The sequence below is a fragment of the Alteriqipengyuania lutimaris genome, assembly GCF_003363135.1.
Classification (GTDB): Bacteria; Pseudomonadota; Alphaproteobacteria; order Sphingomonadales; family Sphingomonadaceae; genus Alteriqipengyuania; species Alteriqipengyuania lutimaris.
Genome location: NZ_QRBB01000001.1, coordinates 1,956,496 through 1,982,578, shown reverse-complemented (window position 1 = coordinate 1,982,578; position 26,083 = coordinate 1,956,496). Strand labels below are relative to the sequence as shown.

Annotated in this window: 26 protein-coding genes and 2 tRNA genes; 9 read left to right on the top strand and 19 right to left on the bottom strand. The window is 65.3% G+C overall.

Features of this window, described 5'->3' with window-relative positions; genetic code table 11:
• Nucleotides 1–65 precede the first annotated feature (65 nt).
• The 10 genes from virB11 to DL238_RS09470 form a co-directional block, all read right to left on the bottom strand.
• A complete protein-coding gene (gene virB11 / locus DL238_RS09515; protein WP_115492863.1) occupies nt 66–1,112 on the bottom strand; it encodes a P-type DNA transfer ATPase VirB11 in 1,047 nt (348 codons plus the stop codon).
• 31 nt (nt 1,113–1,143) lie between these two features.
• Nucleotides 1,144–2,292, bottom strand: coding sequence for a TrbI/VirB10 family protein (locus DL238_RS09510; protein WP_115492862.1), 1,149 nt, complete (start codon nt 2,290–2,292; stop codon nt 1,144–1,146).
• Between the two features lie 45 nt (nt 2,293–2,337).
• Nucleotides 2,338–3,111, bottom strand: a complete 774-nt coding sequence (locus DL238_RS09505) for a TrbG/VirB9 family P-type conjugative transfer protein (RefSeq protein ID WP_115492038.1) — start codon at nt 3,109–3,111, stop codon at nt 2,338–2,340.
• The gene (locus DL238_RS09500) at nt 3,108–4,310 is read right to left on the bottom strand and encodes a type IV secretion system protein (protein ID WP_115492037.1); all 1,203 of its coding nucleotides are present in this window, start codon (nt 4,308–4,310) and stop codon (nt 3,108–3,110) included. The genes DL238_RS09505 and DL238_RS09500 overlap by 4 nt, the downstream gene beginning before the upstream one ends.
• Nucleotides 4,307–6,736, bottom strand: coding sequence for a VirB4 family type IV secretion/conjugal transfer ATPase (locus DL238_RS09495; RefSeq protein WP_115492036.1), 2,430 nt, complete (start codon nt 6,734–6,736; stop codon nt 4,307–4,309). The genes DL238_RS09500 and DL238_RS09495 overlap by 4 nt, the downstream gene beginning before the upstream one ends.
• Nucleotides 6,737–6,764: 28 nt before the next feature.
• On the bottom strand, nt 6,765–7,049 hold the full coding sequence (locus tag DL238_RS09490) for a type IV secretion system protein VirB3 (protein WP_115492035.1): 285 nt from the start codon (nt 7,047–7,049) through the stop codon (nt 6,765–6,767).
• 22 nt (nt 7,050–7,071) lie between these two features.
• Nucleotides 7,072–7,380 (bottom strand): TrbC/VirB2 family protein, encoded by a 309-nt coding sequence (locus tag DL238_RS09485; RefSeq protein WP_115492034.1) that lies wholly within the window; start codon nt 7,378–7,380, stop codon nt 7,072–7,074.
• Nucleotides 7,381–7,384: 4 nt separating this feature from the next.
• The gene (locus DL238_RS09480; RefSeq protein WP_234031027.1) at nt 7,385–8,053 is read right to left on the bottom strand and encodes a lytic transglycosylase domain-containing protein; all 669 of its coding nucleotides are present in this window, start codon (nt 8,051–8,053) and stop codon (nt 7,385–7,387) included.
• 176 nt (nt 8,054–8,229) lie between these two features.
• A complete protein-coding gene (locus DL238_RS09475; protein WP_115492032.1) occupies nt 8,230–8,544 on the bottom strand; it encodes a hypothetical protein in 315 nt (104 codons plus the stop codon).
• A gap of 211 nt (nt 8,545–8,755) precedes the next feature.
• On the bottom strand, nt 8,756–9,214 hold the full coding sequence (locus DL238_RS09470; protein WP_115492031.1) for a MaoC family dehydratase: 459 nt from the start codon (nt 9,212–9,214) through the stop codon (nt 8,756–8,758).
• 128 nt (nt 9,215–9,342) lie between these two features.
• Here DL238_RS09470 and DL238_RS09465 point away from each other — a divergent pair, with 128 nt between their 5' ends.
• Entirely contained in the window at nt 9,343–9,756 is a 414-nt protein-coding gene (locus tag DL238_RS09465) for a holin family protein (protein WP_115492030.1), read from the top strand.
• A gap of 10 nt (nt 9,757–9,766) precedes the next feature.
• Here the strand turns inward: DL238_RS09465 and DL238_RS15930 are convergent, their stop codons facing one another.
• Nucleotides 9,767–10,339, bottom strand: coding sequence for a hypothetical protein (locus DL238_RS15930; protein WP_147291006.1), 573 nt, complete (start codon nt 10,337–10,339; stop codon nt 9,767–9,769).
• A 93-nt stretch (nt 10,340–10,432) separates the two neighbouring features.
• On the opposite strand from DL238_RS15930, the gene DL238_RS09460 reads away from it, so the two are divergent.
• The 3 genes from DL238_RS09460 to accC all read left to right on the top strand — a co-directional run bounded on the left by DL238_RS09460 (nt 10,433) and on the right by accC (nt 12,809).
• Nucleotides 10,433–10,867, top strand: coding sequence for a type II 3-dehydroquinate dehydratase (locus DL238_RS09460; RefSeq protein WP_115492029.1), 435 nt, complete (start codon nt 10,433–10,435; stop codon nt 10,865–10,867).
• Nucleotides 10,868–10,956: 89 nt separating this feature from the next.
• Nucleotides 10,957–11,448 carry an acetyl-CoA carboxylase biotin carboxyl carrier protein gene (accB, locus tag DL238_RS09455; protein ID WP_115492028.1) on the top strand — a complete coding sequence of 164 codons (492 nt, stop codon included), beginning with the start codon at nt 10,957–10,959 and terminating at the stop codon, nt 11,446–11,448.
• Nucleotides 11,449–11,459: 11 nt separating this feature from the next.
• A complete protein-coding gene (gene accC, locus DL238_RS09450; protein ID WP_115492027.1) occupies nt 11,460–12,809 on the top strand; it encodes an acetyl-CoA carboxylase biotin carboxylase subunit in 1,350 nt (449 codons plus the stop codon).
• Here the strand turns inward: accC and DL238_RS09445 are convergent.
• The 3 genes from DL238_RS09445 to DL238_RS09435 all read right to left on the bottom strand — a co-directional run bounded on the left by DL238_RS09445 (nt 12,761) and on the right by DL238_RS09435 (nt 14,222).
• Nucleotides 12,761–13,237 carry a hypothetical protein gene (locus DL238_RS09445; protein ID WP_147291005.1) on the bottom strand — a complete coding sequence of 159 codons (477 nt, stop codon included), beginning with the start codon at nt 13,235–13,237 and terminating at the stop codon, nt 12,761–12,763. The two genes, accC and DL238_RS09445, sit on opposite strands and share 49 nt — an antisense overlap.
• Nucleotides 13,238–13,314: 77 nt before the next feature.
• Entirely contained in the window at nt 13,315–13,761 is a 447-nt protein-coding gene (locus tag DL238_RS09440) for a GFA family protein (protein WP_115492025.1), read from the bottom strand.
• Nucleotides 13,758–14,222, bottom strand: a complete 465-nt coding sequence (locus tag DL238_RS09435) for an Lrp/AsnC family transcriptional regulator (protein WP_115492024.1) — start codon at nt 14,220–14,222, stop codon at nt 13,758–13,760. Before DL238_RS09435 ends, DL238_RS09440 begins: the two co-directional genes overlap by 4 nt.
• Nucleotides 14,223–14,466: 244 nt before the next feature.
• On the opposite strand from DL238_RS09435, the gene DL238_RS09430 reads away from it, so the two are divergent.
• The 4 genes from DL238_RS09430 to DL238_RS09415 all read left to right on the top strand — a co-directional run bounded on the left by DL238_RS09430 (nt 14,467) and on the right by DL238_RS09415 (nt 18,727).
• On the top strand, nt 14,467–16,326 hold the full coding sequence (locus DL238_RS09430) for a sensor histidine kinase (protein ID WP_115492023.1): 1,860 nt from the start codon (nt 14,467–14,469) through the stop codon (nt 16,324–16,326).
• A 62-nt stretch (nt 16,327–16,388) separates the two neighbouring features.
• Nucleotides 16,389–17,378 (top strand): polysaccharide deacetylase family protein, encoded by a 990-nt coding sequence (locus tag DL238_RS09425; RefSeq protein ID WP_115492022.1) that lies wholly within the window; start codon nt 16,389–16,391, stop codon nt 17,376–17,378.
• A gap of 61 nt (nt 17,379–17,439) precedes the next feature.
• A tRNA-Ile gene (locus tag DL238_RS09420) sits at nt 17,440–17,515 on the top strand.
• A gap of 138 nt (nt 17,516–17,653) precedes the next feature.
• Nucleotides 17,654–18,727, top strand: a complete 1,074-nt coding sequence (locus DL238_RS09415) for an AraC family transcriptional regulator (RefSeq protein ID WP_181883882.1) — start codon at nt 17,654–17,656, stop codon at nt 18,725–18,727.
• Between the two features lie 46 nt (nt 18,728–18,773).
• Here the strand turns inward: DL238_RS09415 and DL238_RS09410 are convergent, their stop codons facing one another.
• The gene (locus tag DL238_RS09410) at nt 18,774–20,954 is read right to left on the bottom strand and encodes a transglycosylase domain-containing protein (RefSeq protein ID WP_234031026.1); all 2,181 of its coding nucleotides are present in this window, start codon (nt 20,952–20,954) and stop codon (nt 18,774–18,776) included.
• Nucleotides 20,955–21,619: 665 nt separating this feature from the next.
• On the opposite strand from DL238_RS09410, the gene DL238_RS09400 reads away from it, so the two are divergent.
• Nucleotides 21,620–21,696: transfer RNA gene (locus DL238_RS09400), tRNA-Pro, on the top strand.
• A gap of 2 nt (nt 21,697–21,698) precedes the next feature.
• On the opposite strand, the gene DL238_RS09395 is transcribed toward DL238_RS09400, so the two are convergent.
• Genes DL238_RS09395 through DL238_RS09380 form a run of 4 tightly spaced genes read right to left on the bottom strand, consistent with a single transcriptional unit; the run spans nt 21,699 to nt 26,061 of the window.
• The gene (locus DL238_RS09395; RefSeq protein ID WP_115492019.1) at nt 21,699–22,970 is read right to left on the bottom strand and encodes a cation:proton antiporter; all 1,272 of its coding nucleotides are present in this window, start codon (nt 22,968–22,970) and stop codon (nt 21,699–21,701) included.
• Nucleotides 22,971–23,010: 40 nt separating this feature from the next.
• Entirely contained in the window at nt 23,011–24,405 is a 1,395-nt protein-coding gene (locus tag DL238_RS09390; protein WP_115492018.1) for a M20/M25/M40 family metallo-hydrolase, read from the bottom strand.
• A 40-nt stretch (nt 24,406–24,445) separates the two neighbouring features.
• A complete protein-coding gene (locus DL238_RS09385) occupies nt 24,446–24,943 on the bottom strand; it encodes a DUF427 domain-containing protein (RefSeq protein WP_115492017.1) in 498 nt (165 codons plus the stop codon).
• A 44-nt stretch (nt 24,944–24,987) separates the two neighbouring features.
• A complete protein-coding gene (locus DL238_RS09380; protein ID WP_234031025.1) occupies nt 24,988–26,061 on the bottom strand; it encodes a L,D-transpeptidase family protein in 1,074 nt (357 codons plus the stop codon).
• Between the last annotated feature and the right edge of the window lie 22 nt (nt 26,062–26,083).

Below are 26,083 nucleotides of genomic sequence, written 5' to 3'. Positions count from 1 at the left end.
GGTTTCGTGCTTGCGTCTATCCGGCGATCGCAGGACGGGAAAGTCCGCCGACTGGCTGCCGGCGCTCACCACTCCTCGGATTTCAGCAGATCGCTTGCGCGCGCGATCTCCGCGATCCCGCGCTTGCCGTCCGACCCGCGGCCGAGCTGCACGAACACGTCGATCACGCTGGCGGCATAGGCGATGATGTCCTTGCGGCTCAGCCCGATGCCGGTCTGCATGACCATCAGCGACAATTGTTCCAGCGCACCGTGCAGCGAATTGGCGTGGACGGTGGAGAAGCTGCCCGGGTGGCCGGTGTTGATGGCGCGCAGGAAGCTGACGCTTTCCGCGCCCCGCAATTCGCCTAACACGATCCGGTCGGGCCTCAGGCGCAAGGCCGCCTGAAGCAATTCGTTGGCGGTCACCTTCGCCTCGCCCAGCTCGCCCTTCACCGCGACGAGGCCGACGCCGTTTTCGCCCGGAAGCTTGAGCTCGGGCGTATCCTCGACCAGCACCACGCGCTGGTCTTCCGGGATTTCACCGAGCATGGCGTTGAGGAAGGTCGTCTTCCCGGTGCTGGTCCCGCCCGAGATCAGGATGGTCTGCCGCTGGAGGATCGCCTCACGCAGGAATGCGATCGGCTCCGCCTGCGCATCGGGCATCTCCGCCCGTGCCTGCTTCTTCAGCGGGCCGGTGTCATAGGCGTCGAGCGGCAGGTCGAGCCGGCGGTGACGCCTTATCGCCATCACCCAGTGCTTGCGGCTCGCCGGGGGGCCGCAGAACTGCACGCGCGCACCGTCGGGCAGTGTCGCGCCGAGCAGCGGATGCTCGCGATTGATCCCCTGGTGGCTGACCCGCGCGACCTGTTCGGCCAGCCGCTGGACGAGGATGTCGGTGATCTTGTCGGTCTCGATCCGCTGCATCCCGCCGGGCTGCGCGGCATCTTCCACCCAGACCTCGCCCGGGCGGTTCACGATGATTTCGGTCACCGTGTCGCGATCCAGCCATTCGCGGAAGGGGGCGAGATAGGCCTCGAGATAGACGCTTCGTTCCCGCGCCTGCGGGTCGAGCGGCTCGGGCTGCCTGTCCGGTGCCTGCACCGGGGTCACGCTCTGAAGGTCGGCGCCCATGGTCTGCGAATCGCTGGCCAAGACTGCCCGATCAGACGCCCGAGAAATCGAGGTCGCGCGCGGTGAAGACGCGGATCGGCTCGCCTTGGCGCACACGCACGACCGGACCGAGCTGGCCGTCCTGCTGCGCTGCCGCAGCCGCAGCCGCCTGACCGCCGCCGCCGATCACGACCGACGCGCCGCCCGAGCCGATGGCAGAGAGACCGCCGACGACCGAGAGCAGCATGGCCGAACCGAAGCGCTGGAAGAAGCGGCTGTCGACATCGCCCGGCAGGCCGGTAGTGCCGTCGAAACCGATCCCCGGCGACTGGAGGTTCACGCTCGCCCCATCGGGGCGGATCACGCGGGTCCAGATCACGTAGGCGCGCTTCTGCCCTGCCTGCAGGCCGGACTGGTACTGCCCGATCAGTCGGCTGGAGCGCGGGATCAGCACGTTCTTGCCGTTGAAGCTCTTCACATCCTGGCTCACCACCGCGCGGACGTAGCCGGGCACGTCGGTGTCGATCGCGGTTTCGAGGATCGCCGGGATCAGCGTGCCCTGCGTCACCGTCGTCGCGGGATTGGTCATCGCCTTCGCCTGCGCCGGGCCACCGCCAACGCCGCCCACGCGGCTGGCGAAATCGCCTGCCGAGCTTCCGGCGGCAGCCGCGCCTTCGCTACCCATCGCTTCGGGCATCGCAGCGGCCGGCACCGAGGCGACCGCCTTGCCCGAGGCATCGAATACGATCGTCGGGCTGTTGTTCGGGTTGGCCATCGTGCCCGGCATGGCATTGGGATTGTTCGACAGGACCGGCGAAGGCGCGGGATCGACGCGGACGACCTGCTGCGGGGTTCCCGTTACCGCGTTGGTCGGTGCCGGATCGACCGTCACCTTGGCAGGCGAGGTGTCGCGAACAGGCCCGCGGGTCGCGGCGTCGGCAGCAGCGGCATCCGACGGGTCGAGCCGCGCGCTGCTCATGCTCCAGAGCGTCACGAGGCCGAGCGCGGCGACGATCGCGATCCCTGCGACCATTCCCATGCTGTCGCCGCCCTTCTTGGCGGCGACGGCCGGAAACGCGCTACGGCTGGCGAGATCGATGATCTCCGCGCTTTCGCTTTCGCGCGGATCGTCGTCGCGCGCATCGTTTGCAGCCTGGCCATCGCCGTTACCGCTCTTGGGACCCTTGGGGGCCATTTTCATCGCGAGACGCATAATCCGTGCTTCCCTCTTTCTGACGTGCCGCGATTAGCGGCCGCCGCCGACCGGACCGCTCGCAGCGGTTGCCCGGACCGGACCATTGTTCACCAGTGTGGCTTTTTCGCGACCCGAGCGCAGGATGATCTGCTTCGGCACGCCATCGACAATCACCGTATCGCCGCGCACGGTCGAATTGACCGGGCCTTCTTCGCCTTCGTAATTCTCGATCAAGATCGCGGGCACCGGACGATCCTGGTTCCAGCGAAGATAGGTGGAGCGCCCGTCGTCGTAGACCTCGTCGGGCTGCAATTCGGCCTCGCCCTCGGCCTGCCACTTGAAGTTGAGCATCGCCGGATCGATCACCGCCAGCGGATCGGTCGCAGCGGCGAGTTCGAGCGCATTGGCTTCGCCGGCCGCGTTCTCCGCAAGCTCGACCTCTTCGGGCGGCGGCTCGGGATAGGTGAAACGCAGCACATACAGCGGCTTGGCACGAGGACTTGCGACCAGATCGAACAGGTAGGTGTGGCGGTTGGTGACCACGGTCATGTTGGTCTGGGCGCTGGGCTGCAGCGGTTTGACGAACAGCAGGTTGGCGCGCTGGTTGGGGGTGACCTGCCAGGCGTTGGAATCGCCGATGGCGACGTTCTCGATCGACTCGCCCTCGCCGAATTCGATTGTCGCCTGGACCTTGGTCTTGCCCTGGATCACGACGACCTCGTCAGGATCGTAAAGCCGTTCGACCAGGCGCGGGTCCTGCGCGTGGCCGGGGCTCGCGGTCATCAATGCGAGGCAGAAGAGCGCGGGGGGAAACGCGCGGATCATTTCACTTTCTCCGTTTGGCGCGGCGTCTTGCCGGTGGCGGGCGCGCCCTTGAATTTCATGCCGAGGCCGTTGGTACGCGAGGCCGCCTTGCTAGTCGCGCCCTGCTGTCCGCTGCCTGAAGAGGTGGCGTAGACGTTCGTGACGCGCGCTCCGCCCGACCCGCCGCCGCCGCTGCCGCCCGCATCGTTCGCCGCAACCGGCGTCGCGGCGACGACCGCCGTACGGCGCGCAGCGCTCGACGCGGCCGGCTGCGAAGCGGTGGAGGTGTTGTAGGCGCTGGCTGCGGCAGGTGCGGGCGTCGGTGCGCTCATGGTCGAGCTCCCCCGCCCCTTCTCGCCGTCGCTGTTGGCGAGGCCGAAGACGGTCCAGCCCGACACCATCGTCGTCATCACCTTCAGTGCCATCGCCATCAGCGCGACATGCACCGCGCCGATCATGAAGAACGCCATCGCCGCGCGTGCGGGAATGTCGCCCGGTGTCATATTGAGCGCGGCAAGGATGGGCACCGACATTTCGAGCATGATGCTGCCGCCCAGCACCGCGAAGAGCGGGGTCAGCGCCATCATGGTCAGCCCCTTGAGCCAGCCAACGAAGAGCCCACGCGTGCCGTCGAACAGCGCCATGACGAGGAAGATCGGCCCCAGCGCGACCAGCAGCGCGAGTGCGATCCGCGTCGTCACCAGCAGGCCGACCGTGCCGAGCATGAACAGCAACGCGCCCATCCACAGCATGCCCGGAGGCGAGAAGGCCTGGATGTCGGTCTGTCCCTCGCTCGCCTGCTGGACCGCGGCGAAGACGACGTCGACCTTGGTCGCGAAGGTCTGCGTGGCCGAGCCGTCGTCTCCGGTCAGAACACTCGCCAGCCAGTCCGGCCCGTCGACGAAGATGTTCCAGAACACCGCCTGATAGGCGACCCAGCTGGTGACGAAGGTCAGCACGAGGCCGATCCGCAGCATCTTGGGCGTCAGCGTGCTGACCCCCAGCGTGCTGCGCCCCGTCACCAGTTGCAGCGCGAAGAACGCCACGTAGAGTGTCAGCAGGATCGTGAGCACGGTCACGAGCGCGCCGCCGGGGGCGAAGAGTCGCCCGAAGGTGGCGCCGGTCACTTCGGCCGCGACGCAATTGACCGCCTCCAGTGCGGCGGCAACGCCGCCGGCGGCTTCGGACATCGCCAGATCGCATGATGCGGAAGGGGTCATTCGGCGGCCTGCTTGAACGGCAGCACCGCAGCGCTGTCGTCGTCCTTCTTGCCACCCGGCCAGGCGTGGCCGGTGAGCGCGGGGAACCAGTCGGCGGGATCGTCGCCCACCGCCTCGCGCAGCAGGTCGAGCCGGCGCACGCTGCTCTCGCGGCCCGAGAGGATGGTGAGTACCTCGGGCGCACCCGACAGGTCGAGGCGGACGACCACGCTCGCGTCGGGCTGGCGCACGAGGAAGCAGCGGCTGTGCGCGGGCAGCGTGCGGATCAGCGCGAGCTCGTGCTGCGTCAGGCCGAACCCGTCGCAGTAATCTTCGGGCCTGGCACGGCTGTTGGGCATGAACACCATCGTCGCGGTCTGTTCGACCAGCGCGGTGGAGATACGGCTTTCGAGCGCATCGCGCGCGCTCTGCGTTGCGAACCCGACCAGCGCATTGCGTTTCCGCAGCGTCTTCAGCCAGTCGCGGATGCGCGCGGCGAAGACTTCGTCGTCGAGCGCCTTCCAGCCCTCGTCGATCAGGATCATGGTCGGCTCACCGTCGAGCCGCTCCTCGATCCGGTGGAACAGGTACATCATCGTCGGCGTGCGCAGCCGCGGGTTTTCGAGCAGCGCGGTCATGTCGAAGCCGAGCGTCTTGCGCTCCAGGTCGAGCTCGTCGGTCTCGTTGTCGAACAGCCAGGCATGTTCGCCGCCGTGGATCCAGGCGGAGAGGCGGTCGGCAAGATCGCCCGCCTCGGGGCGGCGCGTGCCGCTCAGCAGTTCGCGGAAATTGCGCAGCCGGCGCAGGCTCGCATCGTTCTCGTACGCCGCATCGACCGCGTGGCTGACGGTCTGCAGTTCCTCGGGCCCCTCGGCCTTCAGCATCACGCCGAGCCAGTCGCGAAGGAAGGCGCGGTTTGCGGGCGTGTCGGGCAGCGACAGCGGATTGAAGCCCGAAGGCTCGCCCGCATAGATCCGATCATAGCGCCCGCCGATCCCGCGCACGAACAGCTCCGCGCCGCGGTCCTTGTCGAACAGAATGGTGCGCGGATTGAACTTCTGCGCCTGCGCGGCGAGGAAGTTCATCACCACGGTCTTGCCCGAACCCGACGGCCCGATGACCGAGAAATTGCCCAGGTCGCCATTGTGGAAGTTGAAGAAGAACGGCGTCGCGCTGGTCGTTTCCAGCAGCGTCACCGCTTCGCCCCAGTGGTTGCCCTCGGCCTGCCCTAGCGCGAAGCCGTGCAGGCTGCCGAAGCTCGCCATATTGGCCGAAGAGATCATCGCGCGGCGCACGATATACTGTTCGTTGCCGGGGAACTGTGCCCAGAACGCGGGCTCCAGATTGGTATCCTCGCGCACCACGATGGCGCCGGTATCGGCCAGCGCGGCGGAGCACGCGGCGGTCGCATCATCGAGCCGGGGCAGCGTGCGTTCGCGCACCAGTACCGAGAGGTGGTGATCGCCGAAGCCGACCGCGCCGTTGCCCAGCGCATCGCGCGCGGCCATCATGTCGTTGCGCTCTGCCTGCGCTTCCTCATCGACCGAGCGCAGGCGCCGGATCGCCAGATCCATCCGCTCGCGCGCGGTGGTCCGCTCTGCCGGGGCGTAGCTTTCCGAGACGACCATTTCGTAGGGCAGGCGCAGCAGGCTATCGAGCAGGCCCGGGCTGGTCGCGTCGGGATAGTCCTTGAGGCTGAGCATCGCGGCAAAATCGGGATCGCCCGAGCCGCGCAGCTCCATTGCGTCGATCCCGAAGCTGGCGCGGCGATAGGGCAGCATGTGGCCGATATCGCGATCCTCGGCCGGACGGCGCACGGGGCGCATCTCGCCGTTATAGAGCGCTGACAGCAGCTCGAGGATTTCGGAATTCACGTAGCCCTTGGGCCCGGTGTAATCGCCGAGCAGCGCCGCGCCGTAGGGCTGGAGCGAGGCGACGAGGCCCGTCGCCGCGGCGCGCAAGCTGCGCAGGTCCTTGGGATCGACCTCGACCGCGTCCTTCTTGCGGCTGTTCAGCGCCTTGCTCGCCTTTTCGACCCAGCCCGCCTTGCCGCGCGCGGGGCGGCGCACCAGCGTCACGAACTGGTCGTTGATGAACAGCGCGCCCGAGCCGAGACGTTCCTTCCACCGCGCGTCGATATGGGCGGCGAGCGGGTCTTCGAACTCCGCGTCCAGCTCCACCTCGACCCGGCGGCGGATCACGTGGTGGTACATGACGAAGCGGCTGTCGAGCGTGCTGCGCAGCATCACCTCGCGCGTCGCGGCATGGGCGTTGAGCGCTTCGGTATCCTCGGTCTCGAACAGCAGGCCGGGCACCTGGATCGCCGTCATCAGCGAACCGTCGCGCAGCAGCAGCGCGTTCTCGTCGACCAGGCGCGCAAAAGGCAGCCGGTCGCCCACACGGGCTTCCTTCGCGCTCCAGGCGGCGGCACCTTTCCATTTGCTCATGCGTCGACCCTCCTAGGTCGGCTGCGTGTCAGGCAGCGTAGCTGTTGCAGCCCCACCGCTTGTAATTCTTGATCCGCGGGCATTTGCTGACCTTGGTGATCCACAGGTCGAAAATCCGCGGCTCGCGCATGCAGGCGAAGTAACCCACACCGTGCATCGCCACGGCCACCGGCAGGGCAAGCCAGCTGCCGGTGATAAGGAACACCTCGGTCGTCACGCCGATATTGATGATGAAATAGTTCATCGTGACGCCCGCGAACATCTGCGGGCGGGTCAGTGCGCGGTGCACCGGGTGGCGAACGAGCTGATCCATGACCGGTGCTCCCTCCCCTGCCCTAGCCTGCTGCGGCCTGGATGCCGGTGACGATCGAGGTCGCGCCGAACAGGATGAACACGCCGATGATCACGGTCGCGCCGAAGCGCCAGTTCATCCGGCCGGTCAGCATCATGAAGCCCACAGCGGCCACCGCCATCACGGCGACGGCGGTGGCGACGTTGCCCAGCAGCGTGCCCTGCAGCCACGCCAGCGCGTTGACGATCGGGCCCGAACCGGCCGGGTCCTGCTGCTGCACCTGGGCCAGCACGGCCGAAGGAGAAGCGAGCGCGATCAGCGCAGCAAGGCGGGAAAGCAATTTCATCTGCATACCTTTAGTCGTTCCGGGAATGATTGGCGAGGCGGCCCATGATGGCCGCCACGTAAAGCTGCGTCTCGCGGATGCGCGGCACGCCGCCCGCGCGGATCACGCGCCCCGGGCCCGCATTATAGGCGGCGAGCGCTTTCTCCAGATCGCCGTCGAAACGGTCGAGCTGTTCGCGAAGATAGCGTGCCCCACCCTCCAGATTGGCGAAGGGATCGTTCGGGTCGACGCCCAGATCGCGGGCGGTCCCCGGCATCAGCTGCGCGAGGCCGCGCGCGCCGACCGGCGACACGGCATTCTCGCGCCAGCGGCTTTCCTGCCACACGAGCGCTTCGATAAGACTGGGGCTGAGATCGAATCGGGCGGAAAGTTCGGCGACCTTCGCTTGGTAGCCCGCGGGCACCGCGCGGGCGGTGATACGCGGATCGGATGCGATATGCGCAGGCAGGCTCGCGACCATGTCCGTCCCGTCGAGCGAGACGATGTCACCGGTCGCGCCGCCGAGCGCGGCGGCCTGCGCGGCGGTCATTTCCAGACCTGCAGCAGGCATGCCCGCCCGTTGGCCCGCGATCCAGCGCGCGCCATCGTCACCGATTTCCATAACATCGGCCCGTGCCGGGGCCGTTAGCAGGGTCAGCGCCGCAAAGGCGGCCAGCCGACCCGATGTCCCGAGAATCATCGAGCCCTCCGTCCTGTCGCCTTGCGCATCATACATGACAGCGCAGTGACAGGCGAATAATCGGTTCCCGTCGGTTGTCTCGATTTAGCAACGGTTTACCGCCGCACGATGCCTTTCGGCCTGGGCAGGTTCAAAAGGCACCGGCGGCGGCGCAACTGTCTTGAAGGCAGGGGCGTCTAGCGGCTGGCGATCCGCTCGCGATTGAGCATCGCGAGGCCCTGCTGGGCGAGCACTTCAGGTTCGACCCAGCGCCCGTCGGTTGTCTCGAGCGTATAGTCCACCCGCATGTCGCGCACCTTCTCGAACGCGAGACGCGCGGCATCGATTTCACCGGCCTGCATCAGGGTAACCCCGAGATTGAGCAGCTCTGCCGGATCCTCGAGCGTCCGGACCTGCGCGACCGGTTGCGCCTCGATTTCGGGCTGGAGCGGAATGGTCGACTGCCCGCCCTGAAACATCATTGCGCTCGCGATGATTGCCTCGATCAACATCGTACAATTCTCCTCTCTCTTGGGGTCATTATAGACACACCTTGAGGGAGATTGCAACAAAACTGAAATATTGTCTTCTTTTCGTAATGCGCGAAGCCGCGGAATGCCCGGAAATCTGCGGCTTTGGATTGTTACAGTTGCTGTAACATTGTCATCGAATCGAAGTGATTGGTGCGGTCCTCGTCCAGTTCGGCCAGGAAGTCCCCTCCGCCTAGCCGTCGACCGGGCGCTTGCGCTGCAGACCGCTGCGCTTGCAGCTGGCCACCAGGTCGCCGTGCTGGTTGAACGCGCGATGCTCGAAGGTAACGATGCCCGCTTCGGGGCGTGACTTGCTCTCGCGCAGCGCCACGATCTCGGTCTGTATGTTGATGGTGTCGCCGTGGAACAGCGGCTTGGGAAAGCGCACCTCGTCCCATCCCAGATTGGCGACCGCGGTGCCCAGCGTGGTGTCGTTGACCGAAATCCCGACCATCACCGACAGCGTGAAGCACGAATTGACGATCCGGGTGCCGAATTCGGTCCCCTTCATATATTCCTCGTCGAGGTGCAGCTGCGCCGGATTGTGGGTCATGCAGGTGAACATGACATTGTCCGTCTCGGTCACCGTGCGGCGGATCGGATGGTCGATCACCTGCCCCACTTCCATATCGTCGAACCAGATGCCTGCCATGTGCGTCTCTCCTGTGCCTGAGTGCGTTGGTGGCGGCCTAGCCACGCGCTGTGAGCGCGCAAACCATTTTCCTACTCGCGCCTGTGTGGTTACGTGATGCGGCTCCAACAGATACGGAGTCCTCCCCCATGCCCATCCTTGAAAGCCTGATCGGCCCCGTCGCCTCGATCATCGACAAGATCATTCCGGACAAGGAAGCGCGAGCGAAAGCCAAGCTCGAACTGCTCGCGCTGGAAGGATCGCAGGAGCTGAAGGCGATCGAGACGCGCATGGCCGCGATCATCGCCGAGGCGCAGTCGCCCGACCCGTGGACCAGTCGCGCGCGACCTTCCTTCCTCTATGTGATGTACGCGATGATCCTGTTCGCCTTGCCGATGGGCATCCTGTCGGCCTTCGATGCGCGGATCGCGGTCGATATCGGCAACGGCGTGACGGCCTACCTGCGCGGTCTGCCCGAGGAATTGTACGCGCTCTTCGGCACGGGCTACCTCGGCTACACCGCCGCGCGCCAGTGGGGGAAGGTCAAGGGCGTGGAGCGGTAGCCTCTAAGTCTTAAAATGGGGTGGTTAGCGGATTTTCAATGCGCCATCGGCGGCGCGAGATTAAAATTCGGAGAACAGCGCTTACCGCGATCAGTACGGGTGGCAACACAACTGCCAAACTGCCCGCGGCCAACAAACTATACCTCTCGCAAGACGACTGCGTATCGAAGCCGAATGGCCAGTCCGTTTGTGAAATGCCCAAGATTGCACAGACTTCGTTGAATGGCGGAGGAGCGACCGACGCGAGTAGCACTGCAAACGCAAAAGAAATTATCGAAAGCGCCAACGTCAGATTCGCACTTCGAACCTTGAGTAAATCCCCCCTCCCCATCGCTGCCGAAAGAACCCAATGAAGGATGACCAAAGACAATGGAAAAGCATGGCTTGCGGCATACTCGTGCCAAAATTCTGACACGGCCCAGCGTGCTTGCTCTCGGTCAAGCCCATAAGTGGCGACCAAGATTTTTGGCAGGAACGAGAGGTGTAATCCTGCCACGAGAAGCAGTGGTAGTAGCGTGACTGAACAGCCAATGATTGCCTGCCTGAGGCGACGTTCTGTCGACTTCTCGGGAGCGCCGCTCATATCACCAATTAGGAGAGAATCCTGTCCGTCCGCAATGGAGTCGTCAGCGGACATTAGCTTTCACCCGCTCGCAGCCCTCGCTAAGACAACGCCATGACCCCCACCCTCTTCATCCTCAACGGCCCCAACCTCAACCTGCTCGGCACGCGCGAGCCGGAAATCTACGGCACCACCACGCTGGCCGAGATCGAGGCAGCGTGTGTCGAGAAGGCGCGCGAACACGGGCTCGCGGTCGACTTCCGCCAGACCAACCACGAAGGCGTGCTGGTCGAATGGCTGCACGAGGCTCACGCGGCAGGCGCCAAGGCGGTCATCATCAACGCCGCGGCCTATACCCACACCTCGGTCGCGCTGCTCGATGCGGCCAAGGCGATCACCCCGCCGGTGATCGAAGTCCACCTGTCGGACCCGCAGACGCGCGAGGATTTCCGCCACCTGTCCTATATCGGCCAGGCCGCGCGGCAGTGCTTCAAGGGCAAGGGTCTCGCCTCCTATTGCGAAGCGATCGAGGCCGCCGCGAGGCTCTAAAAGACGCCGCCCCAGTGCTCTAGAACTTGCAAGCCTCGCGCAGCCGGAGCATACGCGGCGCTTCCCAAACAGGTGGATCAGGGTCCTTCATGGCAGAGCACAGCCGCAATTCCGGTCGCAAATCCAAGATGAATGTCGATATCGAGCTCGTCCGCGAGCTTGCCGAGCTTCTGTCCGAAACCGGCCTTTCGGAAATCGAGGTCGAGGATGGGGAGCGCAAGCTGCGCGTCGCCCGCGAACTCCAGGTCGCGCAGTATGCCGGGCCCGCTCCGCAGGCCGCGCCTGCGGCACCGCAGCCGCAGGCCGAAAGCGCGCCGCAGCCGGCAGCCGACAGCGGCCCGGACCTCGCCAATGCCGTGCCCTCGCCCATGGTCGGCACCGTCTATCTCGCGCCCGAACCGGGGGCGAGCGACTTCATTTCGGTCGGCGACAAGGTTACCGAAGGCCAGACACTGCTGATCGTCGAGGCGATGAAGGTCATGAACCCGATCACCGCGCCGCGCGCCGGCACCGTGCGCCAGATTCTCGTCGACAATGCCCAGCCGGTCGAATTCGACCAGCCGCTGGTCGTCATCGACTGAGGCGAGACAGCATGGCCATTACCCGCATACTGATCGCCAACCGTGGCGAAATCGCCCTGCGCATCCATCGTGCCGCCAAGGAAATGGGGATCGAAACGGTCGCGGTGCATTCCACTGCGGATGCCGACGCGATGCACGTGCGGCTGGCCGATCACGCGGTCTGTATCGGGCCGCCGTCCGCGACCGATAGCTACCTCAACGTCGCCAATATCATCTCGGCGGCCGAGGTGAGCCACGCCGACGCGATCCACCCGGGCTACGGCTTCCTGTCCGAGAACGCGAAGTTCGCGGAAATCGTCGAAGCGCACGACATCGCGTGGATCGGACCCAAGCCCGAACATATCCGGACGATGGGCGACAAGGTGACGGCCAAGACCACCGCGGGCGAGCTTGGCCTGCCGCTGGTCCCGGGCAGCCCCGGCGCGGTCGGATCGGTCGAGGAAGCGAAGACAATCGCCGCCGAAATCGGCTACCCCGTGCTTGTCAAGGCGGCGAGCGGCGGCGGCGGGCGCGGCATGAAGGTCGTCCCCAGCGAGGACCTGCTCGAAGGGCTGATGAGCCAGGCCAAGTCCGAGGCGAAGTCCGCCTTCGGCGACGACACCGTCTATCTCGAGAAATATCTCGGCAATCCGCGCCACATCGAATTCCAGGTGTTCGGCGACGGCAAGGGCAACGCGATCCATCTGGGCGAGCGCGACTGTTCGCTCCAGCGGCGCCACCAGAAGGTGCTCGAGGAAGCGCCCTCGCCGGTCCTGTCGACCGAAGAGCGCAACCGGATGGGCGAAATCTGCGCGCAGGCGATGCGCGACATGGCCTATCGCGGCGCGGGCACGATCGAGTTCCTGTGGGAAAACGGCCAGTTCTTCTTCATCGAGATGAACACCCGCCTGCAGGTCGAACATCCGGTGACCGAGGCGATCACCGGCGTCGACCTCGTGCGCGAACAGATCCGTGTGGCCGAGGGCAAGCCCCTGTCGGTGACGCAGGACGAGATCCGCTTCGAAGGCCACGCCATCGAATGCCGGATCAACGCCGAAGACCCGTTCACCTTCGCGCCCAGCCCCGGCAAGGTTTCCGCCTACCACGCGGCGGGCGGCATGCACGTGCGCGTCGATAGCGGGCTCTACGCGGGCTATTCGATCCCGCCCTACTACGATTCGATGATCGCCAAGCTGATCGTCTACGGCCGGACGCGCGAGCGGTGCATCATGCGCCTCAAGCGCGCGCTGGAGGAAATGGTGGTCGAGGGCGTGAAGACCAACACGCCGCTGCACCAGGCCCTGCTGCAGGAGCCCGACATCCTCAATGGCGACTACTCGATCAAGTGGCTCGAGGCCTGGCTGGCCGAACGCGCGGAGTAAGTCGCAGCCCAGGCTTCGACCGCCCGTTCCGCCTCCCACTCGTCGACGTTTTTGACTTTCACAGAGGTCCCATCGGTTTTCGTAACGACGAACTCCGACTTGAGGCCAGCGTGGTTCCAGTCGATGCCGGCAACATCGGCGATCGGGACGGTTTTCTTGCGAAGAGTCGGATGGAAACGGATGACGTCGCCGTCGATTCGCACGGCTACGGGATCGAGCAAACGTCTGAAAAAGTTCCAGGCCACCCAGCCGAGGTAGAATACCAGCGCCACCGCGGCGACGTTCACGCCACCAATGTTGAACGGCAAAAGTATAAGGAAAGCACCTGCCCCGCGCGAAGACGAATTCGCGATATCGAGCAGAAGAGCCTCGTCGAAAGCCGCGAAGCCCATAAACGCTGCGGAACCCAGCATCAGCGCGACTGCCACGGCCACGCATCCGGTACGAAAGCGCACCGGGGCGAAAGCGTCGCCGCGCTTTCCCGGCTCGATTGCCCCATCCGCCGTCAATCGAAAGTGAAACCCGCCGCCTTCGCTTCAGCGATCACCTGCGCGCCGGTCTTCATCTCGCTGTGCTGGGCGAGATCGTACCAGTCGGGTTTTTCGTCCACGAATATCTGGTGCTTGATCGCGAAACCTTCGGGCAATTCGAAGAGCCCGGCAAGGAACGTCCGGTTTCCAGTGGGCGTGAAGCAATACCACAGGTTGCTGCCGCAGCGACTGCAGAAGGCGCGCTCAGCCCACTCGCTGGAGCGGTAGACAGTGATCGCATCCTCGCCGGAAATCTCCACACCTTCGCCTTCGACCCCAGCGTAAAATGCCCCGCCCCAACGCGCGCACATGTCGCAGTGACACACGTCGACATGCCGCTCCATTCCGGTCACCGTGATCGAGACCGAACCGCACAAACATCTACCGGTGATCGGCTGGGCCAGGCGGACGGCATCCGTCATTTGAGCGGCACGCCGGGAGTATGCTTGCTGGTCCGGATCGTCAGCGACGTCTTGACCGACGCCACATTGGGTGCAGGCGTCAGCTTGCTGGTCAGGAATTCCTGGAAGCTCTGGAGGTCGCGGCTGACGATCTTGAGGATGAAGTCGATCTCGCCATTGAGCATGTGGACCTCGCGCACCTCGGGCAGGTCCTGCATCGCAGCCTCGAACTCGCGGAGCGATTCCTCGGCCTGGCTTTTTAGGCTCACCATCGCGAAAACCACGATCGCGAAGCCGAGCTTGGATGGCTCCAGGTCGGCATGGTAGCCGCGGATCACCCCCATGTCTTCCAGCGCACGCACGCGGCGAAGGCACGGCGGCGCGGTCAGCCCGACCCGGCGCGCCAGCTCCACATTGGTTACCCGCCCTTCGGTCTGCAATTCCTGCAGCAGTTGCCGGTCAATTTCGTCTAGATTGGCCATTCGGGCCATCCCTCCTCGCGCTTCTCGTCCCTGTCGCCGCACTGGTGATTCGTGAAAGGATCACCTTTGTTAATAATCTCAGCGGCTAACATTATTGTTCATGGCAGCGAATGTCCCGCTTTGCAACGTGAGGACTGACTGGCATTCCCGCGCCGTGTTAAAGGGTTATGAACCATTCACGTCGCGCCGATTAGGTCCGGCGGCCGATCATCTCTCTTACGCTGGAGCCGTCTCCTCTTCCCCCATGCAGTTCGACGACCGCCTTGCCACGGTTTTGCGCCACAAGGCGAGTGCGAGCGGCGGTGCGCGCACGCAATATCGCCAGCTGCTCGACCTGCTGGGTCGCCCGCACGAGGGGCGCGATCCCAGCCTGGTCGCGGCTGCGCGTCTGCGGCTCGAATCGCTTGCCGACGTGATTTCGGTGCGCGAGCGGGCGGAGATTATCCGCGAACAGGGCCGACGGCTGCACGATCCGGTTCTGGTTGCGCAATTCGCGGAGGCCGAGCCCGATATTGCATCGGCCACGCTCTCGACGGCTCGCCTGACCGAAGCCGACTGGCTGCGCCTCATCCCCGAACTGCCGGTGAGGGCGCGTGGCTTCCTGCGCCTGCGCCGCGACTTGCCGGACAAGGTCGATGCGCTGCTGGAGCGGCTGGGCGTGCTCGACCGCGCGCTGCCGCTGCCGCCCCATCCCGAACCGCTGGTGGAAAAGGCTCCGCAAAGCGATCCCCCGCCCCAGGAAGCTCGCGAGGACGACAAGGATATCGTCGACGGCGAATTCACCGAAGTGGATCCAAGCGAGGCTTCCGAGCCCGAGCCCGTGCCGCCATACGCAACCGAATACCCCCGAGTTGATGCAGCCGCTGCGGTCGCCGCCGCAGCTCGGACTGCCGACACGGACAAGCCCGCAGGAAAGTCGGCACGCGATGCCAGCGGTGGATCCGGTGCCGAGCCCCAAGGCGAAATCGCCGCCTTGCGCGAACGGATCGATGCCTTTCAAAGAGCCCGCGAGGCCCGGCAACATATGCCACAGCGGGAGGAGGCGAGCGATGCCGCCGCCCCCACCCTGCCTTTCAGCGATTCGAGCACCGGCCCGCAGGAATTGACCGGCTTCGGCTTCTCCACCGACACGGCGGGGGTCATCGACTGGGCGGACAGCTTTGCCGCCGCCCGCGTGGTGTACCTTTCGCTGCCATCGGTCCTGCCCGAGGAATATGCCGGGGCGATCGAAAGGCAGCAGCCGCTGCGCGGTGTGCCGGTCGTGCTCGAGGGTGGGCCTGCCATTGCCGGCGAATGGGTACTCGACGCGCAGCCGCGCTTCTCCAGCCCCGACGGCCGCTTCCTCGGCTTTGCCGGCGGCATGCGCCGGGCGCTCGAAGCCGAAGAGCCTGGCAACCAGAGTGACCGGTTGCGCCAGCTGCTGCACGAATTGCGCACTCCGGTGAACGCGATCCAGGGCTTTGCCGAGGTCATCCAGCAGCAGGTCGTCGGCCCCGTACCGCACGATTATCGCGCGCTCGCCGCCGGCATTGCCGGCGATAGCGCCCGGATGCTCGCCGGATTCGACGATCTGGAGCGTCTGAGCCGCCTCGAAAGCGGGCAGCTGCGACCCAAGGGCGGCGATGCGGACCTTGCTGCGATCTTCCGCCAGCACCTCGGCCAGCTCGTCCCGCTGCTGCAGCCCCGCAATGCGGGCTTCGTGGCGACGCTGGGCGGCACCTGCCGGGTCGATCTGTCGCGGGCCGAGGCCGAACTGCTCAGCTGGAGAATCCTCGCAACGCTCGGCTCGGCCGCCGCGCCGAGCGAGAAGCTCGCCCTCACACTCGACCATGAAGGCAGTAACGCGCAGTTCGTCGCCGATCTGCCCGCCTCGCTCAACGGCAGCGAGGACATCTTTGCCGCACGTGGCAAACCTCTGTCAGTCGCGATCAGCGCCGGTCCGTTCGGCCCCGGTTTCGCGCTCCGGCTGGCGCGGGCCGAGGCACGCGCGATCGGTGGCAGCCTGCGTCGCGAAAACCGACGGTTGATACTTACGCTGCCCGCTTTGACCGCCAGCGAACCCGCGTTTACCCAAGGCGACGGAGTGCCCGAACACGCCCATTAACGCGCAGAACGTGCAAAAGAGGTGCCGGCGGGGGCTGCTCCGAGCGAGCGGGGGCCATGCGAATGTTGAGATTGCCGAAGGCGGAGCAGGCCGCGCAGTTTGCGCCCGGCTTCGCCCCTGCTTCGCTGCTGACCGTCGATACCGAAGAGGGATTCGACTGGAACGGGCCTTTCACCCGCGACCAGCACGATCTCACCCATCTCGACCGTCTGCCGCAGTTCCAGTCCTTCTGCGAAGATCTGGGCGCATCGCCTGTCTATCTGGTCGACTGGCCCATCGTGCAGTCGGACAGGGCGAAGGAGATTATCGGCGATGCGGTACGGCGCGGCGCGGCCGAGGTAGGCGCACAGCTTCATCCCTGGGTCAACCCGCCGTTCGACGAGGATGTCAGCAACCGCAATTCCTATGCCGGAAACCTGCCGCCCGAGCTGGAGCGGGCGAAGTTCATGGCGCTGCGCGATGCGATCGAAGAGGCATTCGGCAGCGCGCCGATGATGTACCGCGCGGGCAGATACGGCCTGGGTCCGGCGACCAAGGCGGTGCTGCACGATTGCGGGGTCGTGATCGACAGTTCGGTGCGCGCGCTGTATGATTATTCACCCGGTGATGGGCCGAACTACGCGGCGTTTCCCACCCATCCCTATTGGGTTGCGGGCGAGAAACCGCTGCTCGAGCTTCCGCTGACGACGATCTATCGCGGCCTGCTCGCCCGCAAGGGCACGGCGCTGTTCCCGAAGCTGGAGAAAGTGCGGCACGCGGCAGGGATCGCGGCGCGCACCGGGCTTCTCGAACGGATCGCTCTGACGCCCGAAGGCACCCCCCTGCCCGACGCGATCAAGGCGGTCGATACCGCGCTCGATGCCGGACTTCCGCTGCTCGTGCTGTCCTTCCACAGCCCTTCGCTGGCACCCGGCAACACGCCTTATGTACGTGACGATCGGGATATGGACCGGTTCTACGACTGGCTGCGCGGGGTCTATGCCCACATGGCGAACCGAAAGGTCACCCCAACCACGATTGAGAAGATCTGGGCAGCAGCCGACCCCGCCTGACTCCTTGCGCAACCGGCCGATCGCGGGTAGCGGCACGGCTTGCGAAGGTACGCCTCGCGAAGGGCCTGTAGCTCAGCGGTTAGAGCTGGCCGCTCATAACGGCTAGGTCGCGGGTTCGAATCCTGCCGGGCCCACCATCTCCCACGATGTCAAATGCGGATAATCCCTGGGTCGACCGTGACTGAATGGTCGCGCTAACTCCATGCAAGCGCTGGTTCATAGGCGAATCCCTAAAAACCGGGAAAACCTCCACACATCACAGGCAAGAACTGGTTTTGCACTACCACCATTCCTTCAGCGAAGCAGCGGGCGATGCCGACACCACGTTAAGTCGGCTCTTCCCGTTCCGGGCGTTCATCCCGGTCGCCGAGTCGCTCGATCTGGACCCCTATGCGATCCTCAGGGAAGCGCAGATCTCGCCGGACCTGCTCGGCAAGCCCGACGCCTGGGTGTCGAGCGAATCGATCTTGCGCCTCCTGCGCGAGACCGAGGTGCAATCGGGCTGCGACAATCTCGGCCTGAAGCTATTCGAAGACTGGAGCCTTGCCGACATTGGCCCGCTCAGCCTGCTGCTGGTCCATCAGGAAAATCCGCGCGGGATCATCGACGCGCTCCGCACCCACCAGAATCACGCCTCCGGCATGCATCAGATCGGCTTCGAGAAGGACGGTCAGGTAGCAACCTTGCGCGTGGGAGGCCGCATCGGCACCGATGTCCGCTCTGCCTACGAGAGCATGGTGTTCGCCATCTATCGCATGTTCAAGGAGATCATGCGCGGAAGCTGGCAGGCCGAAACGATCTATTTTCTCCACTCAGCGCCCGAGGACAGAAGCCTCCACCGGCGGCTGTTCGACTGCGAGGTCGTGTTCGATGCCGAGTTCGACGGCATTACCATGGACGCGAAATATCTCGACGTACCCAACCCATCAGCGGTCCCCATGCTCGCGCGTTACGCAGAGCAGCTAATGACCACGGTGGCGCCCGAGATTTCCGCGATCTCGACCGCAGAGAAAGTGCGCGCAGCGATCCACATGCACCTTTCGAATGCAAATGCGGACGTCACGACCAACGGGATCGCAAGGGCAATCGGCATGCAATCGCGCCAGATGCAGCGGGTTCTGCGCGAAGAAGGCACCACCTTCGGCGATATCCTGGTCGATGTGCGCAAGGAGCTGGCGATCCGGTATCTGACCTCGTCACGCCACCCGATCGGCCAGATCGCGTCGCTCCTCGGCTATTCCAACCAGAGCTCTTTCACGCGCTGGTTCCTGTCCGAATTCCAGCAGACCCCGGTTTCGCTGCGCAAGGGCGAGAAATTCAAGCGCGCGATGCAACTGCAAATGTTCTGACGCGAAGCGCGGGCGATCGCAGCCCGCGACTCCTGCGCCGCTTCGCCTACCTGCCGATCTGCGGCCTCTCCGCTGCCTGCGCGAGGGATCTCGTCGCCATCTGGCGCCCGTCCGGAATCCGCGCCGCCACGGCAGATGCCGCAACTCTGGCTGCCGGACGGGTAGACCTGTCGCCGGACAGGTGGTGCGCCTCCATCATGAAATCCTTCCAGATGCGCGCTGGCACGCCGCCGCCGCTGAATCCGGGATTGGGACGATTGTCATCGTGGCCAACCCACACACCGACGACCAGATCGCTGGCATAGCCCACGAAAAGCGAGTCGCGGCTCCCCTGCGTCGTCCCGGTCTTGCCATAGGCCTTCAGCGGGAGTTTTGCGCCGCGTCCGGTCCCCTGTTCGATCGATGTCGCGAGCAGACGCTGTATGTCCCGGTGGGTTTTCTTCGAGAAAGCCTTGCGCGGTTCGACGATGCGATCCCACAGATCGGGCGGCGAGCGCCGAAAGCCGGTCGGCTCGACGGGATAGCGGTTGGCCGCGATGCCTGCATAGGCAGCGGTCAGATCCATCAGCGATACCGACGGCGTGCCCAGCGCCACGCTGGGAAGTTCCGGATCATAGTCCGCCTTCAGACCTAGCTTGTGCGCCACCTGTTGCACCTTCGCGCCCCCGACCGCACGATAGAGCCGCACCGAGGCCACGTTGCTCGACTGGGCGAAGGCTTTCTCGACCGTCAGGAAATCCGAATAGCTGTCGTCGTGGTTCTGCGGGCGATAGTCGCCGGTCTTGATCGGGCGATTGCTGATCGGATCGTCCGGCTTCACCCCGTTTTCGAGCGCCGCGAGATAGACGAAGGTCTTGAACGTGGAGCCGATCTGGCGTTCCGCCATGGTGACGCGATTGAACCGGCTGCGCGAATAGTCGCGCCCGCCGACCATCGCGACCACCTCGCCATTGCGACGCATGGCCACCAGCGCGGCTTCGGCCTCGCCGAGGTCGGCACCGGCGATCAGGTTTTCGGCCGTGGCCTGCAAGCGCGAATCGAGCGTCGTGACCAGCGTGACGCGCGGCTGGGCGAGCGCGCTCTTGTCGTAGTCGGCCAGCGCCCAGTCCGTGAAATGCGTACCAGACGGAAGCCGGGTCCCGGAAGTCGCGGCGAGCCTGGGCGGTGCCACCGAGGCAACGGTATCGGCATCGATATAGCCCGCCTGGACCATCGCCTCAAGAACCACGTTCATGCGTGCGACGCTCTTGTCCCAATGCTGCGTCGGCGCGAGTGCCGAGGGCGCCTTGAGCAATCCCGCCAGCATGGCGGATTCCGACAGGCTTAGCTCTTCGGGCTGCTTGCCGAAATAGTTGCGGCTGGCCGAGCGCAGCCCGTAGTTGTTGTCGCCGAAATAGGCGTTGGACAGATAACGTTCGAGAATCTCGTCCTTCGTCAGCCAGGTTTCCAGCCAGAAGGCGATCAGCAGTTCGTGCGCCTTGCGCGCCAGCGATCGTTCGGGCGTCAGATAGGTGAACTTGGCAAGCTGCTGGGTGATCGTGCTGCCACCCTCGGTCGAGCCGCTCGACATGTTTCTCCACGCCGCGCGCGCCACCCCCTTCGGGTCCATTCCGAAGTGATCGTAGAACCGGCGATCCTCGATCGCGAGGACCGCGTCGATCACATGCGGCGGCAGGTCGTGGACCATCACGGGTTCGGCATAGTCCGATCCGCTCTGCGCGATCGGGGTCCCGTCGGCCGCCAGCAGCGTCATCTGCGGCGTCACGATCGGCTGGAGCGAGCGTGAAAGCGGAGCGGTGGCGGCAAGGCAGATGAACAGGAAGACCGAAAAGATGGTCGAAATGCCGATCAGATGGACGATACCCATGAGGCAGGCGACCAGCGTGCGGGCGAACCATCCGCGATCGCTTCTGCGCTTCTTTGCGGCCTTCGTGTTGCCTGCGGCTGCCTGATCGCCGACGATCTCGCTTTCGAAGCGGCTCCAGTCGTAAGCGCTCGCATTTCTCGACAGCGCGGTTTCACTCGCGAGCAGGCTGTTGAACCGACCAGTGTCGCGCGCACTTTTGGCTTCGCGCGACGTCTTGCGCTTGGCCGCCCGCTTTTCGAGCGCAAGTGTCGCCCAGTCTTCCCATGATCTGGTGCGCGGCAGATCCTCTTCCCGCGCGTGATGGGCAGAAGCGAGCGAAGGTATCGGGGGAATATCCGCACTGCGGTGAAATGCAGCCATGGCGCTGGCCCTGCGAACCGGAGCATCGCCGCTATAATAATCCACCGGCATAGTCGCGGATCGACCGAAACGTTGCGCGATCTCGCCGGTTGTCGGAATGGCGGACGCGCCAATCGAGTCGTGTGGCTGCCTTGAGAGACGGAATGCTTGTCGATGCGGCATCTGCATTAGTTTCGAGCCCCGTAATACGGTTGTTAACCATGTTGTTGGGCATGATCGGTTAAATCTGGTCGAGGGTTTTCACATTCCGCGACAACGATTTTACACTTGCGGCACATCGGTTTCGCAACGTGCCCGCCTTGGAAACGGGCAAAATTCGTTCAGAGTCAGGGTCAGTTTCCTGACTTTTTGCATATCGCGCACGGTTGTCGCGAATAGGCAAAACGCTCTTCTCCTGGCGAGCTGTGCTTAAAGGTTTGGACGTGTGGCAATTTCTGCGCGATTCGGCGTCAAGATTTGGTGGGTGATTCGTCTCTCGGGATCCCGGTCCACAAGGCACTCGAAGGCGAACTTCGGAACGCCGTACTTGACCTTCACCGGGCCCAGCCTTAGGCGCAATTTCGTTGCGTAATGCAGCAACACGAGGCTTGGGTCAGGCCGATGGCGTCCGACCAACGCGGCCTGCCCCGGCCTGTAAGCCGGGATCGCCATCGTTTCAGTCGGCTCGGGGAGTGGCGCAGTCCGGTAGCGCGCTTGCTTTGGGAGCAAGATGTCGCAGGTTCGAATCCTGTCTCCCCGACCAACTCATCCTTCGCTGGTGCGCTTTTCCGGATCCTCGCCTTCATGGGTCGCGGCCCAGACCACACTGCCCGCGCTGAAGCCGTGCACGATGGTCGATAGCAGGATCGTGAAGGTGACGGTCGCCCACAGCGCGCCTTCGTCGACGAGTTCGAGCTGTCCGCCCGCATAGGCGAGGTAGTAGATCGAGCCGATCCCGCGCACGCCGTAGAAGGCGACCACTCCGCGCTGCCGGATCGACATCGGCGTGCCCCACAGCGCCAGCATTCCGCTCAGCGGGCGGAAGATGAAGATCAGCGCGACCCCCAGCACCGCGTGGCGCCAGTCGAGATAGCCCATCAGCGCTGGGATAGCCCCGCCCAGCAGCACCAGCAGAATGGCGGTGACGGAGTGCTCCAGCGCGCTGGAGAAACTGTGCAGCCGCGCGTGGTAGGCGTGCTCCTCCTCCTTGCGGCGCAGCACGATGCCCATGACGAAGGCGGCGATGAAGCCATAGCCCTCGATCAGTTCGGTGAGGCCGTAGGTGACCAGCACGCCCGCCAGCGCGATCACGCCGGTGCCCGCATCGGCCAGCGGATTGCGGCGGGGCAGCGCGAACAGGACCTTGCCCAGCAGCCAGCCGGCCGCCGCCCCCGCAAGGCAGCCGACCAGGATCTTGTAGACGACGTAGAAGCCGGCCCACTCGCCGATCCAGCCCGACATGCCGCCGCTCGCCGCGACGATGAAGATTGCGAGATAGACGAAGGGGAACGCGAGGCCGTCGTTCAGGCCTGCCTCGGTCGTCAGCGCGAACCGCACCGGATGCTCGCCGCCCTCGGTCGGGGGGCCGACCTGCACGTCGGCGGCGAGCACGGGGTCGGTCGGCGCGAGCACCGCGGCGAGCAGCACAGCAGCAGCAATAGTGAGGCCCACGAACATCCCGAGGAACAGCACGGCGATGATGCAGAGCGGCATCGCGATGGCGAGCATCCGCACGGTCGGGCTCCACAGGCCCTTGCCTTTGATCCGGTCGATCCGGATGCCGGTGCCGAACAGCGCGATGATGACCGCGAACTCGCTCGCCAGTTCCCAGACCTTCGGACTGTCGATCGGGTTGAGCGCCTGGGGCACGCCTGGCAGGAGGCCGAAGACCGCCAAGCCGCCGATAATCAGCAGGCCCGACGCCGCCGGTTCGCGTCCGTGGAAGAAGCGCGGCAGCCAGTAGGCGACGATAATCGCCAGGCCGCATCCGGCGAGCAATACGTGATAGGAACTGAAACCGAAGGTGGGGCTATCCATCGCCTATCAATGCACGAGATCGCGATAGGGCCCCACCGCGCTATTCGCCGGTCTTGTAATCCTCACGCGTGTTGGCGAGGATCCCGACGACCTGCGTCCACACCGCGACGTTCTGGCGCAGCTGCGCCGGGTCGATCTTGTCGAGCGTATCGTTGTTGGTGTGGTGCAGCCCGAAATAGCGCGTGCCGTCCTGCTGCAGGTCGACCAGCGCGCCTTCCTGATCGCGCACGATGTTTAGATCCGCACCGCCGGTCGCCTCTTCGCGCGAGGGAGCGACGCCGAACCGAGCCACCGCCAAGGCGAGCTCGCGATAGAGCTCCGGGTTGCTCTGAGTGAAATTGGTGTCGATCCGCCAAATCCGGTCGGCCCCGAAATCGCTTTCGATCCCGACCCCGATCGGCTCGTCGATATGCGCCTCGCTATAGGCGCTGCTTCCGAACAGGCCGACTTCCTCGGCCCCTGCGAACAGCACGCGGATGGTGCGCAGCGGCTGGCCCGCCTTGGCGACATTGAGCGCGGCGGCGGCCGCAATCCCGCAGCCCGCGCCATCGTCGAACGCGCCGGGTGCATTCCACCAGCTGTCGAGATGGCACGCGAGCAATACCGGCGGCAGCGAGGGATCGCTCCCGACGATCTCGCCCACCACGTTGCCGCTGGTCGTCTCGCCCAGCAGGCGCGGCGTCATCATCAGGCGCATGGTGATCGGCCGGTCGCCGGCGCGGGCAAACATACGCTCCAGATTGTCCGCGTCGGGGTTGGAGAGCGCGCCCGCGGGCGTGGCCTCCACGCCATCTGGGAAGCTCGTCCCGCCGGTATGCGGCGTGCGTTCGTTCTCGGTCCCGACAGAGCGGATCACGGTCGCGATCGCGCCCTTGCTGGCAGCGAGACCCGCCCCGGTCCAGCGTGCAGGGCCAGCGAAGCCGTAGCCCGAACCATCCTGCGTCGGCCGCATGTCGTGGCTGATGAAAGCGATCTTGCCGCGCAAGGCCCCATCGGGCGCGGCGGCGAGATCGGCATAGCTCGGGAAATAGACGACTTCGGCTTCGATTCCATCCTCACCAGTACTCGCACTGTTGCCCAGCGGCACGATTTCGAGGTTCTGTTCGAACGGCGCGGTCACGCGGGCCGTGGCGGGGCCGCCGTGGACCCAGGTGTCCATCCGGAACGGCTCGTCCGCCACATTGGCGAAGCCGCGATCGCGCAGCCACGCCGTCGCCCAGTCGCGCCCGCGCTGTTCCGCCTCAGTCCCCGCCTGACGCGGGCCGACCTCGGTCGTGATCCCCTCGACGAAATCCCACGCAATGCTGTCGCCTTCGAGCGCGTCGTTCGCGATGCAGGCGAGCGCCCCTTCGCACGGGCCGGGGCCGAGCTGCGCGGCGGCGGGGGTTGCGATGGCGAGCGAGAGCGCGACGGGCGCGAGGTGCGTGATGTTCATGGTGCGAGTGGCTAGCGCCAAGCCCCGCGCCTGCCAAGCCTCACCAGAAGCGGCTGCCGGGCACGCCCTTGAACGGGCCGACCACCTTGCTGGTGATCCACCCGCCGTAGAACTCACCGGGCTGGGGCTCGACAGCCTCGCCGTCGAGCGTGATCCGCTCGAACGGCGCGGGATAGAACGCGACATGATTGGTCAGGATGCGAAACGGCACGGTCGGGTCGGCGTAGCTCCAGCCGACCTTTTCCAGCCGATCGCCGCCGGCCACCACATCCCAGTACCGCGCCTGCCCCTTCCATTCGCACAGCGACGTGCCCGGCGCCCGTTCGAGGACGCCGGCTGCGATATCCTGCGGCGGAATATAATATTGCGGCGGATGGCTGGTTTCGAGCACGCGCACCGCCCGCCGGGTGTCGGCCACCATGACGCCGCGATGCTCGATCACGATATGCGCGTGCGCAGGCTCGGCGATCGCGGGGCGCGGATAGTCCCACACGCTTTCCTGCCCCGGGCCGGGCGGTATCGGGTCGGGTCGCTTCATGTTCCAGCCTTTAACCTGCGCGCCCGGAGGGTCCGATATGGACCTTAGACGAACTCCACCGTGACGCCCTGCTCGACCGCTTCGGCCAGTGCCTCCGCGTCCCAGTTGGTCAGCCGCACGCAGCCGTGGCTGTTGCTCTTGGCGATCAGCTGCGGATCGGGCGAGCCATGAATGCCGTAGCCCTCCTTCTCGAGATCGATCCACGTTCCGCCGACCGGATTGTTCGGCCCCGGCGGCAGGATGTAGGTGCCCTCGGGGCCCCATTCGCGCCCTCCGCTGGTGAATGTGTAGTTGGGTTCGGGAGCCACCGCGACCACTTCCATCGTACCGCTCGGGCTGGGGAAGCGCGAACTGCCGATGGTCGCCGGATAGCTCGCGACGATGTCGCCCGCCTCGTTCATCGCGACGAGACTGTCGTCGCCCTTGCGGACTTCGATCCGCGTGATCTCTCCATCGACCGCGCCATCGCCGTGGCTGACGATGACGAGCTTCGTGCCCTCCTTGCCGAAATCGGCATCGGGGTTGAGCGCGCGGAGGAATTCCTGGTCCATGTGAAACCGCTCAGCCAGCATTTCGAGCGGGGTCTCGTACCCCAGCTCTTCGAGGTCGGACATTGCCGCGAAGGAGTCCGGAACGTCGTAGAACGGACCCTCGGCATCGGCCTGCGTGACGGTGTACGTGCGGAAGATGTCGCCGCGTTCGTTCTCGAACAGCGATTCGAGCAGAGCCTCATCGACCTCGGACCCGCCGCTCAGTCCATTGGCTTCGCGGTAATAGCGGATCGCGCGGTCGGTATTGCCGCCACCGCGTCCGTCGATCACGCCGGGCGAATGGCGGCTGCGGTCGAGCATGACCTGCACCGCAAGCATCGTAGGCGTGCGTTCACCCATCATTTCGTCGGTCACGCCATCTGGCAGCGTCAGCTCGACCTTGCCATTGGCGAAGCGCGCCTCTTCCTGCGAGGCCGTTCGCGCGTCGTCGTAGCCGTCCGTGCTGGTCTGGCTCTCATTGTCGGCGCGCTCGCTCTCCACTTCGGGCGAGTCGGTGCCCTGGAAACCGCATGCGACGAGCATGACGGCGGCAGCGGCGAGCGGGGCGAGCAATCGGTGATGGTTCATGACCCCCGAACGGGGCCAGCGC